Raw genomic sequence first — 20,162 nt, 5'->3', positions numbered from 1 at the left:
AAAACACATTTCCTATTTCAGATCATTATGAGTTTATAGAATTATCCTCATTCTTGGTTGTTTATCCTGAAATACTGTTATCGGTATAATCAAGTTGTTGTTCATCTGTGCTATACATTAATTAGCTACAGAAACAATTAAAATTATATCGATGAAATCGTATTCAAAAAAAGTACTATTGCTCTTAATTATTGGATTATCAAATTCTTTTTTGATCCAAGGGCAAAAATCTGAAATATTAAGCCATGTAGAACCTCCATTTTGGTGGACAGGAATGTATAATCCTAATTTACAGTTGTTATTACATGGAGAAAGTATAAGTTCTTTTAATGTATCTCTTAAGTATGAAGGAGTTCAATTAAAAAGTGTAAACAAAGTAGAGAACAAAAATTATCTTTTTCTAGATCTAAGTATTTCTAAAAATGCAAAGCCAGGAATTTTGTCAATTAAATTCACTAATGAAAAGAAAGAGTTCATTCATAAGTATCAATTAAAAGAAAAAGAGAAAAGATCTCAAGTTGGCCAAGCAGTTACACCAGCAGATGTAATTTACTTGATTACGCCGGATCGTTTTGCAAATGGAGATAAAACCAATGATTCTACAGAAGACACACTAGAAAAACTAAATAGAAAGAATCATGATGGCAGACATGGAGGGGATATAAAAGGAGTGCTAGATAATTTTGGTTATTTAGAAGAACTAGGAGTTACTACGTTATGGTTGAATCCATTTTTGGAGAATGATCAAGCAACTTATTCATATCATGGGTATGCAATTTCTGATTTTTATAAAACAGACACCCGTTTAGGAACGAATGAAGATTATAAGAAACTTGTTGATCAATCACATAAAAAAGGAATGAAAGTTATTATGGATCAAGTGTTTAATCATTGCGGAGCTGGACACTGGTGGTTAGATGATTTACCTTCAAAAGATTGGTTAAATCAATGGGATAGTTTTACCAGAAGTAATTTTACTAATATTGCTGCATCAGATCCATATGTATCCTCTAGTGATTTCGACTTGCTTACCAAAGGATGGTTTGATATTAATATGCCCGATCTGAATTTGGAAAATGAATTTTTGGCAACTTATATGATCCAGAATTCTATTTGGTGGGTTGAATATTCAGGGATAGATGGAATTCGTTTAGACACGTATCCTTACCCAGATAAACATGCAATGTCCAGATGGATGAAAACACTTACACAAGAATATCCTGATTTTTATATGGTGGCAGAAACCTGGGCAGAAAGAGCCTCATATTTGTCCTATTGGAATAATGATAAAGCAAATAAAGATGGATATACCTCTAATGTTAATAGTATAAGTGATTATGCGTTGTATTATTCTTTAATAAGAGCCTTTGGAAAAGATGGTAATATAGAAGAGGTTTATAAAACATTGGCAGAGGATTTTGTATACGGAAATCCAGGAAATAATAAGGTCTTTAATGGAAATCATGATGTAGATCGTTTACTAGCTTTATTAGATAAAGATGTCGAAAAATTAAAATTAAGTATGGTGTTTACCTTGACTACCAGAGGAATCCCTCAAATTTACTATGGGGATGAAATTTTAATGAAGAACAAAAGACCCGATGGCAAAGTAAGACAGGATTTCCCTGGTGGGTGGCAAGAAGATAGCCGAAATGCTTTTACAGAATCCGGAAGAACAAAAGAAGAAAACGATGTTTTTAATTATGTAAAAACAATCCTAAACTGGAGAAAAAACGCAAAATCCATTCACGAAGGAAAGCTTACACACTATCAACCGGTGGATAATGTTTATGTGTATTTTAGATATACAGATATGGAGAATACTATGATCATTATTAATAATAGTGATAAAGACTATCCAAATTTTGATCTGGAACGCTTTAATAATTCGTTAGAAGGTTATACCAAAGGAAAAGATATCCTAACTGGGAAAAAACTACAAAACCTTCAAAGCGTAAATTTATCTAAGAATACCGCTTTGATTATAGACTTAGTAAAGTAAAATTAGCAACTGGTTATAGAAGAGTTCGGTTATTGATTATTCGGATTCAATTTCTTCGAGATCGTCTTCGATTTCTTCAAGCTCACTTTCAATTTCTTTAAGCTCTTCTATAGCTTCTTCTTTACTTTGCTCTTCTTTTTGTTGAAACTCTTCATCTACGGCTACTTCATCCTTTACCCAGAATGATTTGGATCCACTAGCAACTATTACTAATACTCCAATGGTTAAAAATAGAAGAGATAACTTTTGTGGTTTTAATTGCTTTTTAGATAAGAAATAAGCTCCAAAACCAGATATTATAGCAACGATACCCGGTAAAACACCAATAGTACCAAACGGAAGTATTGCCATGATAATTCCTAAGAAAGCTGCTATGGCAGCAATAGATATTAGTACAATTCTCATAGAAGTTAATTTTTTAGTCCAGAAGCTTCAGTTAATGTCAATTGTCCAGTACCAGCGGGGATACTAAACTTAATCAATACAGGAACCTTATTGCCATCTGCCGTAAGATATACAATATTTTTATTTGTTCCTTTAAGCGCATCATTGTTAACAGCAATTTTATAACACTCTTTATTACCCATTGTTTTGGTACTAATTGTTTCTTTGCCCAATAATTTTAAATATACAGTTTGTGGTTTTCTATCAAACAATATGGTCATTTTTTGATTGGTTCCTACAGGTGCTTTTCCAATATCCATATTTCGAATATGATATAGCGTAGAAACTACGTCAAATGTATTGTTACCCATTTTAAGCTTTTTTGTATTGGGTTCTTTTTTCTTTTGCATAGTAGCTTTTATAGTTTTGCTTTTATAGCTATACACATATTTTTCTTTTTTGATATATCCTCCTTCGTTGATATCCCTTTTATACAAATACGGTTTTAGATTAGAAGGATTTACATAAGCCTCATATACATCTCTAATTTTAAAAAAAGAATCCCATTTAGAATATGTAGCTGCATTACACTTAAGTCTTAAGTAATTGCTTTTTCCAGTGTTTACTCTGGTAGTTTGCATGGTAACTTGTGCCAGATTTGTTAACAATCCAGACATATTGTAAGAAGCTGTGTATACTAATTTTTCATTTTCTCCAATAGAAGTATTTGCTGTTGTTTGCGCTTTTACAGTTCCTAAAGAAAGTAGTAATACAAGGATAAATAGTTTTTTCATTATTCTTAAAATAGTTAATCTCTATATTTTAATCGACCTACAACAATTTCCATACCATTGTTTAATATAATGGCTTAAAAAAAGGGTTAATCGTTAAATTAACCCTTTTCAAAAATACTTTATTCTTTTTTAATTACCTCCTTCAGAAGCTTTTTTCATTCCGTCTTCGATCATGTTGTAGAACTGATCTAATTTAGGAAGTACTACGATTCTGGTACGTCTGTTTTTAGCTTTATTAGCAGAACTATTATTATCTGCAACAGGCACATAATAACTTCTTCCTGCAGCAGTCATACGTTTAGGATCTACTTTGAAATCATTTTGTAATACTCGAACAACAGAGGTCGCTCTTTTTACACTAAGATCCCAGTTATCTAACAATACTTTATTTTTAATTGGAACATTATCTGTATGTCCTTCTACTAAAAATTCGATATCCGGTTTATCGTTTACTACTTTGGCAACTTTACCTAGCACTTCACGAGCTCTTGTAGAAACGTTATAACTTCCGCTTTTGAATAATAACTTGTCAGAAATAGAAACATACACTACACCTTTTTCTACATTTACTTGAATATCTTCATCTGCAAGGTTACCTAATGCTCCTTTTAGACTTGTCACCAATGCTAAAGTCACAGAATCTTTCTTATTCAATGCATCATTCATCGTTTTAATCTGAAGATCTTTTTCTTTAATACTTTCTAAAGATCTTTCTAAGTTTTCTGCTTCTTTAGTTGATAGAGTAGCAAGATTACCTACATTGTTTAATAGAGCAGAGTTCTGATTCTTAAGATTTGATACTTGATCTCTAAGAACTTTTAATTCAGAGCTTTCGCTTGCTTTTTCCTCAAGGCAGCTATTCAATTTTACAGTAGCTGTATTTAATAAATCTTGGGTTTCTTTTTGTTTTGCTTCTAGATCTGTAAATTTCTTCTGTGATACACAAGAAGATAAAAGTACGGCCATTGAAGCTCCGATAATCATTACTTTTTTCATTAGAAAACGTGTTTTTAGTCTTATTCTGGTTATATAACTCAAAATTATCAAAAATGTGACGCAATTACGTGCTGTTAACAATAATTTAATGAATATAACCTTACAAATGGTTAAATAGTTTTTTGTTCAAAATATAATACTGCCATACAACGGAAGAAATGGAATAATATTTCCTTCTATCCCTTGATTTTTTTCGTTTATTAACAAAAGTCAGCAATTTTTTATAAAAGCCAAAATGAGCTTTAAGAATTGCTAAACAATGCGATGGTTTTCCTTCTAATATATATTTAAATCCTGCAACTCCATCTAATATCATTCTGATAAAGATAATAATCCAAATGGATCCTCCAGAAGTATTTTTAACCATCATTAGTAAATTATTCCTGAAATTTAGAAAAGTTTTTCTAGGATTCATAACTTCTAATGTAGCTCCACCAAGATGGTATACCTCAGAAACACCAATATATTGAATGTCATACCCGTGATTTCGTATACGCCAGCAGAGATCGATTTCCTCCTGATGTGCAAAAAAATCTTCATCTAACTTTCCTACTTCTTCAAAAACTGATTTACGAATAAACAAACAAGCACCGCTTGCCCAGAAAATATCTAATGTATCATTATACTGTCCTTTGTCCTCTTCGAGCGTTTCAAAAATTCTTCCTCGACAATATGGATACCCTAATTTGTCCATAAAACCTCCTGCTGCACCAGCATATTCGAAGTAATTCTTCTTTTTGTAATCAAGTATTTTTGGTTGTATTGCGGCAGTGTTTTCTGATATTTCAAAAGCTTTTATAATTGGAATAAGCCAGTTTTCAGTAACTTCTACATCGCTATTTAGTAAACAGTAAACATCGGCATCAATTTTTGCTAAGGCATCATTATACCCCTTAGCATATCCACCATTTATTTCGTTTTGGATAATTTTAATTTCAGGAAAAGATGTTTTAATGTATTCAACAGAGTCATCAGAAGAAGCATTATCAGCAATATAAATTGTTGCTTCTTTAGAATTTTTTATAACAGAGGGAAGGAATTGTTCTAATAATGAACGTCCATTCCAATTTAATATGACGACAGCTATATTCACGATTACAAATAAATACCTTTAATTTAGAGTTTCAAAGCTTCAAAGACTCAAATTTGATAATCAATATTTTTATTTCAATAATTAAAAAATATGATAAGAAAATTCTGAATACCATACTTTAAAAGCAACTATTTTATTTATAATTTGGAATATCCTTTAGAAAGGTATATCGTTTTTCATTATAGTCCATTTGACAATAATAATGATTCATCCCATTGGTAATCATAAGATATTCTGCATTCAGAGAAAGGTTATAACGGGCAATCTGATCAAAAACTTCTTGAGTGATTTTTACAGAATGTGATTTACATTCTATGATAAGATAAATAGTACCATCTGGATTAAATATGATGATATCGTACCTTTTATTCATGTCATTAACTTTTACCAGCTTTTCTACATTAATCAGACTTTCTGGATATTTTTTTTCTTCTATGAGGTAATGTATGGTATGCTGTCTTACCCATTCTTCTGGAGTTAGAACAATGAATTTTTTGCGAATTCTGTCAAAAATAGAAACTTTATTTTCGCTACTTTTGAACCTGAACTGGTATGCTGGAAAATTAAGGTTTTGCATACCACAAATTTGATGATTTTTTCTGAATGGATGAAGTAAAACAGATTGTAAGCGATATAAAGAATGGAAATATCAAGCCTATTTATTTTTTGATGGGTGAAGAGCCATATTATATTGATAGAATTTCAGAATATATTGATAAGAATGTACTCGCAGAAGAGGAGAAGGGTTTTAACCAGATGGTGTTGTATGGTCGTGATGTGAGTATAGACGATATTGTGTCTAATGCTAAGCGGTATCCTATGATGGCCGAGCGACAGGTGGTGATTGTAAAAGAAGGGCAAGATTTATCTAGAACTATAGAGAAACTGGCAGATTATGCAGAAAATCCTCAACCTACTACTATTTTAGTAATTTGTTATAAGTACAAGAAAATTGATAAACGTAAAAAACTTTATAAAATAGTTGCCAAAAATGGTGTGATATTTGAAAGTAAAAAACTCTATGAAAATCAGGTCTCTGATTGGATCAGAAGAGTTTTGGCCGGAGCAAAATATGATATTGAACCAAAGGCTTCACAGATGTTGGTAGAATTTTTAGGTACTGATTTAAGTAAGATCAATAATGAATTAGAAAAGCTGAAGTTGATCATACCTAAGGGAGAACAGATTACTGCTGATAAAATTGAAGAAAATATTGGAATCAGTAAAGAGTTTAATAATTTCGAATTACGAAAGGCAATAGGGATGCGAGATGTATTGAAAGCTCATCGAATTATCAATTATTTTGCTCAGAATCCAAAAGACAATCCTTTGGTAGTTACCATATCTTTATTATACAGTTTCTTTTCTCAGGTATTACAATACCACGGATTATCTGATAAATCTAAAGGCAACGTTGCAAGTGCGTTACGAATCAATCCATACTTCGTGAGTGATTACTCGGATGCTGCACGTAATTATCCAATGAAAAAGGTAAGCCAAATTATAGCATTGTTAAGAGAGGCTGATGTTAAGAGTAAAGGAGTAGGAGCTGTAAATCTTCCTCCAGGGGACATTCTTAAAGAGCTTTTAGTAAAAATAATGGGATAAGTTTGGTTATATTCAATTAAAACCTATATGCAACATTAAATGTTCCATATCCATGATTTTCAGTGTCATTCAAAACGCCGGTAGACCACAGATAAATAAAGTTAATAGAGAAACGGTTAAAAGAATAATACAATCCACTACTAAGATGCCAGGAGATATTATTTAACTCATCGACACCATATGCTTTTTCATCAAACAAATTGCCCTGTACTGTTGCATTGTATGCTATAAAACGGGTTTCAATGTTAAACTTAAAGAAGAGTTCAGAATTTTTCTTTGGTAATAATAATGAATTATGAAAACCACTAGAGTTGGAGATGCTTTGATATTTACCAATCCTGAAACCTGCAAAAGGAGTGGCCCTGATATAAAGATTTCCTACGTGAGCCGTCCCACCTAAATATGTATGAAACCATCTGAATTTAGGATTAAAATCGTATACAAAAGTATTTTTGAAATTGAATATAAATTGGTCTTCAAGTTGAAATTGCCAACCATCGTAAACGGGATCACCAGTAATATTTTCGTGAAACCAAGTTTGTATTTCTCCTGCCTGTGATGATGGTCCAATAACACCTGCCAGGATTTCTGATTTTAAGAAGGATCTTTCGAACGTATAAGTAGTACCTAACGTTGCATACAACAAACCAGCAAATGGACGATCGAAATCATCTCGATCCTCAATTTCTGGTGTAAACGCAAACGCTCTAACTTGTGATGGAGTATAGCCTTCAAGTCTTACACCTAATGTGTGAAATAAATTCTTTTTATTTTTAAATAGCTTTTGTAAACCTAAGAATTTTTCAGTTTTGAAGGCATATTCCAATCCCATTCCATAAGAATAGTAGCGGTCAGAATCTCTGAACACCGCAAAAATATCATTGTCGATAATTACTTTTAGTTCGGATTTGTAGCTATTTTCTTGAGCTCGAGATTTTTGAGCAGAAATAATAAATAGGCAAATAAATAAAAAGTAAAATGTAGTTTTCATTTTCATTAAAAGCGAAGGTGTAATTCAAAAAACAAAAATATAAATCGTTCTTTTATTCGTTATATAATTTAACTTTTAAAAAAAAAGAAATTTTATCTACTTCAATATTTAAAAGTCTTGTTATGAATATTTTAAAGTCTTAAACTAATATAGGTTTATTAAAGGTATTTTAACTAAATTAAAATCATAAGTAACTAAATTTATAGAATGAGAATTTTCAGCTTCTTTTCTAAAAGCATTTTTCCAATACTCTTGGTGAATTTTATAGGAATTTTGGGATATAGTATTGTAATTCCAATTCTTATATTTATAGTTACTGATTTAGGTGGTAATGGTTTTATTTATGGAATTCTAGGGGCGATGTATCCATTTTTTCAATTTATTGGAGCTCCAATCCTTGGAAGGCTTTCGGATCGGATAGGAAGAAAGAAAGTATTGGTGATTAGTCAGGCAGGAACTTTTGTTGCTTGGACTTTATTTTTGATAGCTTTAATACTTCCGGAGACTGAGTTATGGTCTTCTGATTCGGAATTTACGGGAAGTTATATGATGACACTTCCTTTAATTTTGCTTTTTCTTGCTAGAATTTTTGATGGTTTTACTGGCGGGAATGTATCTGTAGCGAATGCTTACCTGTCCGATATTTCTACAGATGAAGATCGTGATAAGAATTTTGGAATGATGGGAGCTTCTACAAGCCTAGGATTTGTTTTGGGGCCTGCAGTTGCCGGAATTTTAGCTTCGACCATTTTAGGAGAAATACTACCAATTATACTAGCTGCTATTATTTCACTTGTTGCAATTCTTGTTATTTTTATCAGATTACCAGAAAGTAACCCTTGTATGGTAGATACCGGAGATCTGAATTTCAAATCTTTTAGGAGGTTTTTTCAGGTAGAACATAAAGATTGCTTTTCTGGAAATTCTATTGAAAATGAGGTTGTTAAAAGTGACAATAGCTTTAAAGGTGTTTTAGGTCAAAAAGGTATTCCATTATTATTTTCGATCTATTTTTTAACATTTTTAGCTTTTAGTTTATTTTATGCAGGATTGCCAATATATGCCTCTACGATGTTAGAATGGACAGCTGTCGATCTTGGGATCTTTCTGGCATATTCAAGTTTTATTATGATTTTGGTTCAAGGACCACTATTGTCCTTTCTGTCTGGCAAAGTTCCTAACATCAGATTAGTCGCTATCGGAGCGGTACTACTATCACTAAGTTTTTTCCTTCTTTCTAATCCCAGTATTATTATACTGTATTTAGCAAATACATTATTATCCTTAGGTAATGGTCTTATGTGGCCTAGTTTTCTTTCTCTTTTGTCAAAAACCGGAAACTCAACAATGCAAGGTGCCATTCAGGGATATGGAAATAGTATGGGAAGCTTAGCTAGTATTTTTGGATTAGTCCTAGGAGGAATTATGTTCGAAAGTATTGACGTAACAATTTTTATAATCGGATCGGGAATATTTTTATTAATACTTATTCTTCTATTCATAAATTATATTCTGACCAAGAATGCTTCGGTAGAAGTTGATCAAACAGTAGCAGCTGCTTAATATTTTAATGAAGTCAAAATGTAATTTCTATGGAATAGGTAAAAACGAAAAATCTTTTACTTCTGTCATTACAAACGAACTTTGTACTTTAGAAATATTTTCTAGTGAAGCAAGTTTGTTAGAAAGAAAATGCTGGTAACTTTCCATATCTTCAGCATATATCTTAATTAAATAATCAAACATACCAGCTACGTGGTAACATTCAACCACTTCGGGAAATTGCTGAATATCTTTTTCGAATTTTTTTAGATAATCTGTTTGGTGAAGGTTTAAAGTAACATTACAAAAAACCATGAGTTGTAATCCCGCTTTTTTTCTATCTAAAATAGCTTTATAAGATTTTATGTATCCTTCACGTTCCAATTTTTTAACCCGTTCAAAAATTGGAGTGGTAGTAAGGCTTAATCGTTCTGCAATCTCTTTGATAGTTATTTTACCATCTTTTTGTAATAAATTAAGGATGGAGCGATCTATTTTATCCATAATATTTTTCTTTTTGAATTCTGCTGATCTATCAAAAATAGGATAAAATTCTTTTAATTAATTATTATTTATATATTAATTCTTAATTAATATATAAATATGGTTTTTAATTCTTTTAGATGTAATTTTATACTGCACCAAATACTAGTTTTCCTCAAGAATGAAGAAACAGAACCGGAATTATTTCTAACAATACAATATTTAACAGATGAAAGATCACAATTTTAATCCAGAGAGTTTAATGATGACATACGGTTATAAACCTGAGTTATCAGAAGGAGCCATAAAATGTCCAATATTTCAGACTTCGACATTTGTTTTTAAAACAGCTGAAGAAGGAAAAGCCTTTTTCGAGTTAGCATATGGTTTACGAGAAAAATCTGAAAAAGAAGAGTTAGGATTGATTTATAGTAGAATCAATAATCCAAATTTGGAAATATTAGAAAATAGATTATGTCTTTGGGATAAAGCAGATGATTGTGCAGTTTTCGAGAGTGGAATGTCTGCAATTAGTACGGTATTACTAGAGTTTCTGAAACCTGGTGATTTATTGGTGTATAGTAACCCTGTATATGGAGGAACGGATCATTTTATTCATCATTTTTTGGATAAAATTGGAGTAGATACGATAGGAGTGATGCCTAACCAAAGTATTGAAGAAGTAGAGGGAATGATTAAAGCTTCTGGTAAGGCTGATAAACTGGCAATGATTTATTTAGAAACTCCCGCTAATCCTACTAATGATATTGTGGATATCGAAAAGTTTAGTCAGATTGCCACTAAGTATAGTACAGAAGAAAGAAAAACGTTAGTGGCCGTTGATAATACTTATATGGGACCGTTATGGCAACATCCATTACAGTGTGGCGCTGATCTTGTATTATATTCTGCCACAAAATATATTGGTGGTCATAGTGATTTAATTGCTGGAGCAGTATTAGGAAACGCTGAATTGATGGTGCGTGTAAAAACATTACGTACATTCTTGGGTAATATGGTGAGTCCCCATACAGCTTGGTTATTGCTAAGAAGTTTGGAAACTTTGAAAGTGCGAATGGATCAGCAAACTCAGAATGCTCAGATTGTTGCTGATTATTTGGATAAACACCCTAAAGTTGAAAAAGTATATTATTTAGGATTATTGAAAGAAGGAACAGAGGCACATGGTATTTACAAGAAGCAATGTTCTGCTCCGGGAGCAATGGTATCTTTTGATATTGTTGGAGGAGAAAAAGAAGCATTTATGTTCCTTAATAATCTTAAGTTAATGAAACTTGCGGTAAGTTTAGGAGGAACAGAAAGCTTATCCGAACATCCTAAAACTATGACACACGCTGGTGTAGATGAAATACAGCAACAGCAAATGAATATTACAGATCAATTGATAAGATTGTCTATTGGAGTAGAAAGTGCTAAAGATCTGATTTGGGATTTAGAACAAGCTTTGGAAAAAGTAGAAGCTCCTAGTACATTAGAAATAGAAACTGTATAGAACAGACAACACTATATTTGAAAGCTCAGATAATATCTATCTGAGCTTTTTTTTTGGAAAATTTATTCTTGCGAAAATTTTTCGGTCAACAGATCCCAAAACTCAGAATAACCATCATCATATCCCAGTGCCCAAATTCCAACTCCTCCGATCTTGTTACTCTTTATCCAATCATATTTAATAGATAATGATTTTACATCTTCAAAAAATAATTGTCTATATTGATTAGTATCGTCTTTGATAATGATATAACTAGAGGCACTTTTTGGGTCAAATTGTATGGGGATTTTTAATGAATCGATATATAATCGTCTTATTGATTGATACCTTGGGTGAGATTTAAATTTCGTAACTACTGTGCCTGTTTCGGGTTTTTTAGTATACCATTCCACGCCATAATAAGGTAATCCAACAATTAGTTTATCAAAATGAACGCCTTTGTTTTTATAGTAATTAACTGATGTTTCAAGACCGTTTCCAAATTTCTTACTATTTTTAAAAGGGGTAACAGGTCCAGTCTTTTTACTAAAGCTTCCGTAATAGTCATATCCCATCAAAGTATAAAAATCTATATATGGATCTACGGCTTTTATATCAAAAATATCATTCCAATCGATAGCATAAAGACATAGAGAAACCATATAGTTGGGGTTTTCTTGTTTTAGGCTTTTTGAAATCTCAATTATAAATTTGGTAAAGTATTTTTTGTCTTTTTTTGGAACTCCTTCAAAATCAATATTTATTCCGTCTGCGGATCTCAAGGCTAATAAACTGGATAGACTATCTATTAGGGTATTCTGAGCTTTTTGATTTCTCAAGAAAGTGGTATTATTTTTACTTCCAAAATTAGAAACTGAAAAAAAAACTTTACAACCTTTTGTTTTAGCACTATCAATCAAAGAGGTTGTTTTCCATTGATGAATACTCTTATAACTACCAGTTTCTGGTTGAACGGCGTATGAAAAATACGAGAGTCCCCATAGCATAGAGAAATTATAGTTTTTATAAGTAGAACCATTAGAATAGATATGCCACCCAAACGTGCGAATATCAGGATGAACTTTTCCTTTTTTATGAAGTACTTTTTTATGAGTAATAGTATTTAAACTATCCCACTGTTCTTCTGTTTTAAAATTAAGAGTATCAAACTTTTGATTTTGTAAATGACGCTGACTAATAAAATCGATGTTATCTATTGAGTTTGGCGAGTTTTCACTATTATCCTTGGATGTGCGATCAATGTTACAGCTAATTGATAGGGCTAACGGAAAAATCGCAAAGAATAGTTTTTTCATATAAATTGATATAACCTATGAGTGTGCGTATTAAAGATAACGATATACCTTTCATATTTATATTATTAGTAGCAATTAAGATAAAATCTTGTTATAAAACGCTTCTTTTTATTGATTAATTATTTGTGTAAATAATTGTTTTTAAGTTGACTGTGTAAGTAAAGGGGATATCATACTATACAATTTGGGTGTTTTCCCCCATTGTGCGATGTGTATTCCTGAAGTATATTTGTATTATAATTATAAAGAAAAATATACGAATCATTTTTACACTCACAATATTATGAAACTATTAAACATCAACTTCCGTTCTATTTTAGATTTTTTAAGAGAATTACCTAAAGCTTGCAGTCACGCAATCCACAGATAATAGATATAAGCTGTTTTTTTAGAAAACAGTATTAGATTTTTTTAATCTTATGTAATCAAAAAACTTTACAAGTACGTATATGAGGTATTTTGATATATAAAAGTGGTTTAAACTTTATTTTTTCACAAAAAAAGTATTATAAGATTTTTTATCAATAATTATCTTTAAAAAATAACTTCCAGAAGGTATGTTTTCTAAATTTATATTTACCAGATTTTCATTAGCAGTTGTTTTTCGCAAGAGCTTGCCCGTAAAATTATATACGTTGATTTGGAAAGACTTACCAAAATGATTATCAGATATTTTTACATTTAGAACACCATCTGTAGGATTTGGAAACAATATGATTTCTGATGTTTTTAAATCTTCTATACTTAAGGTTTGTTCTTCTAAAAATTCAAAATTAAATTCTCTATTTTGACTATTATTTGTCACACAATCCCATAATTGAAAATGTGTTCCGTCGGCACTATTTCCACTTTTTAGATCCAAGCATTTATTAGAAGTTTTGGCTATAATATTGAATTTACAATTGTTTGTTTCTAATATTTTCCATTGTTGACTATCATTACCAGAAAAAGCAGCTTCTTCAATATGATCTCCATTAGTATTACCTGTTGTACTCATATATTTACCGGTTTCGATATTTTTAATATAATAATATCCTGTATCGGCATTTTCTAAGTCCCATTTTCCAGTACTACTATCACTACAGCTTTGTTGTGTGATAGCATATCCATTACTTTCTATAGCATTTATACATTTACCATGAGTTGTTTTTATTCTATAAATACTCCCATCTTCAATCACAGCATTATCGCAATCTAGCACTTCTTCACTGCAATTACCGATTAGATATTTTTCAAAATCTATAAGAGGCCAAGCGATTTTACACCAGTTTGTTATTCTATTAGTAATACTACAATGAACAGTAAAATTATCTTTAATTCTAGGGATAATATCATAAAACTTATCGGCATAATGATATAATAATCTACCTTGATTAGGGTTTCCGAAATGTGGAACTGATATTAAATCTGTTGTTGTCTTAGAAACAGCATCTAACTGATAGTCTCCGCCATCTGCCGTTCTAGGCCAAGTACTTAAATCATATTTTTCGGCTTCATTAAGAAATTGGAGCAGCATAGCTTCTAATACCTTATCAGATAAACCAGCTTCTATGTTGTCTAGTTGTTTTACAATATCATAAGAAGGATCATGAAATTCCTGATTGCTATTACTACTTCCCATCATTTCCCATATACCTTGATTGGATATTCTAAACCCTTCATTTCCTGGGCCATTATTTCCTGACCAAGTACGTATTTGGTACATATGATTAATAGCAGAGAAACGGCGAATTGGTTCTGATATACCAGAATAATATGCTGAGAACCCCATAAAAGGTGTATGATAATTAAAGTCTGTAGGAGTGGTTCCTCCTACAAAACCATTTCCTCCATTAATTACAAATTGGAGGTTGTACCAGGCTGTTGTTTCATAATGGGCTGTCTTATGCTCTTGACCTGTATAATGTCTGCTATTGTCTGAAGTAAAATGAGCAGGGACTTCAAAAACCGAATACCATTTTACAGGCCATTGTCTTTCCAGAGGTTGATCTTCTTCTAAATTTGGAACTGTTTGAGGTGCTTTATTCTGTAGATTAAATTCATTCACTAATTCAAAATACTTTACGGCCTGAAGTCTAGCCATACTGGTTTTTGCCATTTCTAAATCAATACCGTCGGCTAAGTGTTGATTCGCATTTCCTCCTTCAGATCTCCAGTGTTTTGTATCAACTGCACCATGTTGGTAGAAATATCTAAAACCAGTTCTTCCGTCAAGTCCGATTCCTAAATACCGTAATTTTTGAGGAACATTAAAACTACTTATATTGTTAGGATCATAATTGTTTACAAATTGATCCCTTATAACTTCATAGTTTTTTATAGGGTTTTGAGGATCTGGTAAGGTAGTATTCCACCATTCATTTTTAGTATATGCATCTTTAGGATGTACAATTGGTAACCAATGTTTCCAATCAGGAAATTGTATTGCAAGCGGTAATAAAGTTCGATCATCCATTTTATCAGAATCAAAAACACTTCGAATACCTATTTTACTAGTTCCATTTGTAAAAATATAAGGAGCCATATCGGCATCATTTTCTAATACCCATTCTAAACCAGCTCCAGCTGCCCATTGTTCTATAGGTATATCTTTTAGTACAGGGCCAGGTTGATAAGGAGGATTCCAGGGTCTTCCGTATCTACCAACAGTAGAATTTGATGATAAACTTCTAATATAAGCAGCAATGTCTTTTCCTTCTTGTTCTGTCATTCCATGGAATTTGGAACGTTCTATTATTGATAGGTTAGAGTAGCCGAACATTTCAAGATCTCTTCCATCTTGTGTATGACAGTCTGTACATTTAGCTCTAATTGTTCTTCTATTAGGGATAGTCTTTCCATACCAAAATCCCTCATTATTATTTAATGTATAGTGATTCCATAAATCTTTATTATACCATAGATTTTCTCCATTTTGAACAGAACTATTATCTGGAGCTGTCCAATTACTTGGGGTGTCTTGTATAAAAGAATTTTCTGCTAAAAGTCTAGTGTTATTTGAATCTATTAAATTCATTTTGATAACACGATATCCTATAGAAATACCATCAGATGTGTCAAATCTAAATTGTATAGTATTAGTACCTTCCTGTAATCCATTTGCAGGTATAGTAAGTCGGATAGTATTAAAACCTCCATATACCATACCACCGTAAGCTAACTCTTTTTGATATACTTCGGTTGTGTTATGATTTAAGGGTAGCCAAGGGTTGTCATTAATTTTTACCGATCCTTTATTTTGGTAACTTAGGTTATTAATCATTAACCAAATTTTGGAGGTATTATTTAGAGTTTGGTTATCTACAGTAAATATGCGTTCTACAATTATTCCTTCTTCTCCAAGAACTTCAATAGGCATCATAATACTATTGGTGGCTGTTATCGGTACATAGGTAGTTGTATTTTTATCAGTGAATTTAATTAGGAATAGTAAAAAGATAGATAAGTATATTCCGGATATAATACTATTTTTCATTACTGGTTATTTTTGGGATAAGTAATATAATATTAATCCTTTTAAACAATGTAGTTTTTTATCTACTATTTTGATTATAGCTTAGAGGAAATTGTAAAATTATTAGAAATCTGTATCTTTTTAGAATCTGAAAAGGGGTTGAAGATTTACATTATTTATCAACTAAAGAAGTAAAAGAAAGGTATTAAATCAAAATTTTAAAATAATTCAAAGAAATATGTAGATTATTATACTATTAAGAAAGGGGTTAAAATATTGTTATTTAATAAGTTATGTTTTTCAAGGGGATATCCCACTAGTCATTTCGGGTGTTTTCCCCCATTGCACGATGTGTATTCCTGAAGTATATTTGTACCAGAGATATTAATAAAAGATTTACTAATCATTTTTACACATACAATATTATGAACTTACTGGGCATTAACTTTCGTTTTATTTTAGATTTTTTACAAGAATTACCTAAAGCTAGCAGTCACGCTATTCATAGATAATAGTTAGCAATTACATTGAAGAATGAAATATGAACGTTATTACTTATTTCATTAGATAACAGAAAAAATCACTTTTATATTAAATAAAAAAATCAAGATCTATTCAACAACTTTACACAATAATATTATGAAACCATTTAGAATTAATTTCAAATTTATAAGAGAATTTTTAAAAGAACTTCCAAGTGCCTGTAGTCATGCGATACATAGATAGGATGTAATTGTAAATTGGGAGATACAAAATATTAGAATTTTGGGGGAAATTCTAATAGTTAGTTATAAAAATGGGGACAAAAAACCGGATGTGAAAGCATCCGGTTTTTTATTGACATTATTCAATACTTTATTAGTTAAATTATTGAATGATAAACTTACTACTAGTTTTATCAGATTTTAGAATATAAATTCCGCTAGATAATTTTGATATATCTAAGTCTAATTCATTAGAATCGATATCTAATTTCATAATTTCTTTTCCCGTTAGATCGTATAATTTTAGATACAGATTTCCTTTTTGATGTATAGTGATACTTGATCCTTTCGAAACAGGGTTAGGAGTTATCATAATAGCACTTGTATTTTCTTTTTCAAATCTAACTCCTCTTAAAGACTGAGGTAATGCAGTCAATATGATGATCTTTTTGGTTCTTTGTCCAGTATTATTTATGGCAACTACTTTAATTCTATAACTGCCTTCCGTAACATTTTGTAGTTCTGAAGCACCTCCCCAACCATACGGAGCTTCGGTATCGGTTCTAATAAGTTCTCCGTTAAGGTATAATCTAACTTCTTTGATTCCATCAGGATCATTAGCTGCTACATTGATAACAATGTCATTTCCTTCGATAATGGTTCCTGTTTCTAAAGATACGTTTGATACTGGATCTATAATAGTTTCTAAATTTCTTGGGTTTAAAATTGTTAATTCGGGGGATTGATTTTCATTACCATCATTGTTAGTATTAGTAATAAGCACAGTCCAATCCTTAGCGTTGTTATTAGGAGGGTTTCCAATACTTCTAGAACCACCACCACTTATATTTGTGATAGAGCCATTTTTAAGAGTTCCTCCATTACGAGGGTCATACCATTTTACATCAAAGGAGCCTGTAACTCCGTTAAGATTTAAGTTTTTGCTTCCTCCATTGGGTAAATATATAATGTATGTATCTCCTGTTTTTGCAAAACAATATCCATTACTATTGGTATTTGACGCATTCCCTATAAGATTGTTTCTGTTTTCCATTTCAGCAAATGGAATTTGATTATCTCTAAAAAAACGCAGTGCATATCTAGAATAATCCCAGAATGTATTGCGACTTCTGTAATTTTCTAAATTAAGATCTGATTGGTCAAATGCCCCTCCAAAATACCATTCATTTCCTGTTCCACCAGCCATAAAGGTTCCCCACAACACGTTTTGTCTACCTGATTTGTAATTACCAGGACCTACGTCATTATTTTCACTATCATTGGTAAGTCCGTGTCTTCCACTTCCTGGTTCGTCATAAGAAACTACCCATTGTTTACCTGCATCTTTAGATTTTTGTAACCATTCTAATACATCAGTATGTATTTCGTCAAAAGTTTCTTGTCCTCCTTGAAGTGATAAACCCGTAAGCTTAGAATTATTACCTAATAGTGGTGTATAGATAAGTTCTTTTTGTCTAGGATATGTATGTAATACCACGAGATGGCGATACGGATCATTGTCAAAGAAATATTGAGCCATATCCTTACGTTGTTGATCTGTTTGATCTCTATTTTCTTCACCAAGATTCCAGTTTAGTGCTAGATGATGTCCAAATCTTGCGATCAATTCGCGATAGTATAATTTACGTTGAGTTCCAAGGTTTCCATTATCTAATAATAGTTCATTTTCTGTTTCTTGAGTTTTAAAATGTAGAAACATCCCTTGAGTATCTGCGTAATTAAAAACTACTTCCCACTGATCAAGTCTAGAAACATCTAGACGAGTTCTATTAGCAGATTGAATGTAAGGAAATACATTTTCATCATCACCTTCAATATTCATGGTTAAAAATGAAAAAGCGTTTAAGTCTTCTGAAACTAAATAATTTATGGCTCCAATTATTCCTTTTCCTTTTCCATTTTTCCAAGTAGGATTTCCCTCTTCCCAATCTCGAATATGTGGTGACCAGGTTTTAATTCTATTGTCTTGTATGCCATCTGATTTGAAATTTCCGTCAAAATCTTGATATGCCAAAAAGTTTTCTGGAGAATCTGGTCCTTGTTTGATAAAATAGTCTCCAGTTTCAGACCATTTTAAATATCGAGTTCCATCGTATACCAGACGTCCTTTAGCGCGGTTATCTCTTCCTGTTTTATTAGAATTAGTAATTGAAAAGGATCCCGTTTCAATTCCATTAGCTTTTCCATTGATGGTAGCTGCGCTCCCTGCTGTAACAGATGCATTTACAGCAATATTATTTCCTCTTCTAAACTGCGTTTTATATGTCCATTCTCCTCTTTTTGAAGGAGCAAAATGTACTCTCCAGATATTTCCAGAATCAGCGCTAGAGTTACCAGCTATACCATCTGCGGCATAATATCCAGGGACGATATATTTTTCTCCAGTACTCGTATGTGTAAAAGTAACATTCAATCGATAGTTTAAGAAAGGATTATTTGATGCTGTTTCAGAAACATTAGGTCCTTCAAAAGCTATAGTAACTCTATGCCATTTTTTAAGTTCTCCATAGATACCTTTGCTCGTTGTATTTAATACTGCAGTGCCAGTTTGACTACCTCCGTTATCAGAACAGGTTGTTTCTTCAGTAGTGTTGGTGTTAAAGGCTTGATCCTCTGTGTATTCTGATTTTTTGTAAAAAATAATACGATCTACATTATTTTGCTTGGCACGACCAGACATAACGAATGTGTAGGTCTCGCCAGCTTTAAAATTATAAACAGGGTTTTTCTTAAATCTATTATCTACATCTAATTTCCTAGATCGACCCCATCTGTTTCTTTCTCCTCCAAATATCTTAGTATCACTTCGAAGATCTACTAGAAGCGCATCATTCTCATTTCCAGTAGCTGTATAATCTCCTTCCACGCGTACATAACAATCATTGCTTTTATCACCTAGATCAGTACCAGTAATGCGTTTCCTTGTTCTCATAAGAAGTTGATACGTACCTCCACTATTAATTTTGAAAGTATATGTAAGTGGTGATCTAGCAGGACCAGAGCTGGTATTATTTCCTGTGAACTCTAGATGTCCAGACCCCGTATAACCATCAACATCTGTTTTTTTTATCCATAGATCATAATCTGATTTCGTATTTTCAGCTTCGATAATAACAAGTCCATTCTGTTCTTCGTATTCTGTGCAATCACTTTGCGACCATGTAGGTAATGACGCGATAAAAAGAAATAAGAATTTTAGTGTATTTTTCATTTTTTTGGTTTTAAGATTTTTATAATTAATTAAAGTATTGGTAACGCGTATAATTATAAGTTGTGCGCGTT

14 protein-coding genes are annotated in these 20,162 nt (G+C 31.7%); 4 read left to right on the top strand and 10 right to left on the bottom strand.

Annotation, left to right across the window (positions count from 1 at the left end):
• The first annotated feature begins 151 nt into the window (after positions 1-151).
• Positions 152-2,002, top strand: a complete 1,851-nt coding sequence (locus D1818_RS04115; protein WP_118456533.1) for a glycoside hydrolase family 13 protein — start codon at positions 152-154, stop codon at positions 2,000-2,002.
• Positions 2,003-2,038: 36 nt separating this feature from the next.
• Here D1818_RS04115 and D1818_RS04110 read toward each other — a convergent pair whose 3' ends face one another.
• The 5 genes from D1818_RS04110 to D1818_RS04090 all read right to left on the bottom strand — a co-directional run bounded on the left by D1818_RS04110 (position 2,039) and on the right by D1818_RS04090 (position 5,846).
• Positions 2,039-2,407, bottom strand: a complete 369-nt coding sequence (locus D1818_RS04110; protein ID WP_118456532.1) for a hypothetical protein — start codon at positions 2,405-2,407, stop codon at positions 2,039-2,041.
• Positions 2,408-2,412: 5 nt separating this feature from the next.
• A complete protein-coding gene (locus D1818_RS04105) occupies positions 2,413-3,180 on the bottom strand; it encodes a DUF3108 domain-containing protein (protein ID WP_118456531.1) in 768 nt (255 codons plus the stop codon).
• 129 nt (positions 3,181-3,309) lie between these two features.
• Positions 3,310-4,176: an OmpA family protein gene (locus D1818_RS04100; RefSeq protein ID WP_118456530.1), complete on the bottom strand. Its 867-nt coding sequence runs from the start codon at positions 4,174-4,176 to the stop codon at positions 3,310-3,312.
• A gap of 100 nt (positions 4,177-4,276) precedes the next feature.
• Positions 4,277-5,269: a glycosyltransferase family 2 protein gene (locus D1818_RS04095; protein WP_118456529.1), complete on the bottom strand. Its 993-nt coding sequence runs from the start codon at positions 5,267-5,269 to the stop codon at positions 4,277-4,279.
• A 133-nt stretch (positions 5,270-5,402) separates the two neighbouring features.
• Entirely contained in the window at positions 5,403-5,846 is a 444-nt protein-coding gene (locus tag D1818_RS04090; protein ID WP_118456528.1) for a type I restriction enzyme HsdR N-terminal domain-containing protein, read from the bottom strand.
• 26 nt (positions 5,847-5,872) lie between these two features.
• On the opposite strand from D1818_RS04090, the gene holA reads away from it, so the two are divergent.
• The gene (gene holA, locus D1818_RS04085) at positions 5,873-6,877 is read left to right on the top strand and encodes a DNA polymerase III subunit delta (RefSeq protein WP_118456527.1); all 1,005 of its coding nucleotides are present in this window, start codon (positions 5,873-5,875) and stop codon (positions 6,875-6,877) included.
• 16 nt (positions 6,878-6,893) lie between these two features.
• On the opposite strand, the gene D1818_RS04080 is transcribed toward holA, so the two are convergent.
• The gene (locus tag D1818_RS04080) at positions 6,894-7,868 is read right to left on the bottom strand and encodes a lipid A-modifier LpxR family protein (protein ID WP_158597009.1); all 975 of its coding nucleotides are present in this window, start codon (positions 7,866-7,868) and stop codon (positions 6,894-6,896) included.
• Between the two features lie 207 nt (positions 7,869-8,075).
• Between D1818_RS04080 and D1818_RS04075 the strand changes: the two genes are divergently transcribed.
• Complete coding sequence (locus D1818_RS04075; protein WP_118456525.1) at positions 8,076-9,431, top strand: MFS transporter; 1,356 nt, start codon at positions 8,076-8,078, stop codon at positions 9,429-9,431.
• A 27-nt stretch (positions 9,432-9,458) separates the two neighbouring features.
• Here D1818_RS04075 and D1818_RS04070 read toward each other — a convergent pair whose 3' ends face one another.
• A complete protein-coding gene (locus tag D1818_RS04070) occupies positions 9,459-9,914 on the bottom strand; it encodes an Lrp/AsnC family transcriptional regulator (protein ID WP_118456524.1) in 456 nt (151 codons plus the stop codon).
• 208 nt (positions 9,915-10,122) lie between these two features.
• Here D1818_RS04070 and D1818_RS04065 point away from each other — a divergent pair, with 208 nt between their 5' ends.
• Complete coding sequence (locus D1818_RS04065; RefSeq protein WP_118456523.1) at positions 10,123-11,406, top strand: cystathionine gamma-synthase family protein; 1,284 nt, start codon at positions 10,123-10,125, stop codon at positions 11,404-11,406.
• Between the two features lie 62 nt (positions 11,407-11,468).
• On the opposite strand, the gene D1818_RS04060 is transcribed toward D1818_RS04065, so the two are convergent.
• From D1818_RS04060 to D1818_RS04050, 3 genes are all read right to left on the bottom strand, one after another.
• Positions 11,469-12,701, bottom strand: coding sequence for a glycosyl hydrolase family 18 protein (locus D1818_RS04060; RefSeq protein ID WP_118456522.1), 1,233 nt, complete (start codon positions 12,699-12,701; stop codon positions 11,469-11,471).
• A 484-nt stretch (positions 12,702-13,185) separates the two neighbouring features.
• The gene (locus D1818_RS04055; protein WP_118456521.1) at positions 13,186-16,176 is read right to left on the bottom strand and encodes an RICIN domain-containing protein; all 2,991 of its coding nucleotides are present in this window, start codon (positions 16,174-16,176) and stop codon (positions 13,186-13,188) included.
• An 846-nt stretch (positions 16,177-17,022) separates the two neighbouring features.
• Complete coding sequence (locus D1818_RS04050) at positions 17,023-20,091, bottom strand: DUF5060 domain-containing protein (protein WP_118456520.1); 3,069 nt, start codon at positions 20,089-20,091, stop codon at positions 17,023-17,025.
• Between the last annotated feature and the right edge of the window lie 71 nt (positions 20,092-20,162).

The organism is Aquimarina sp. BL5 (genome assembly GCF_003443675.1).
GTDB lineage: Bacteria > Bacteroidota > Bacteroidia > Flavobacteriales > Flavobacteriaceae > Aquimarina.
This window is presented reverse-complemented; position numbering and strand designations above follow the sequence as displayed.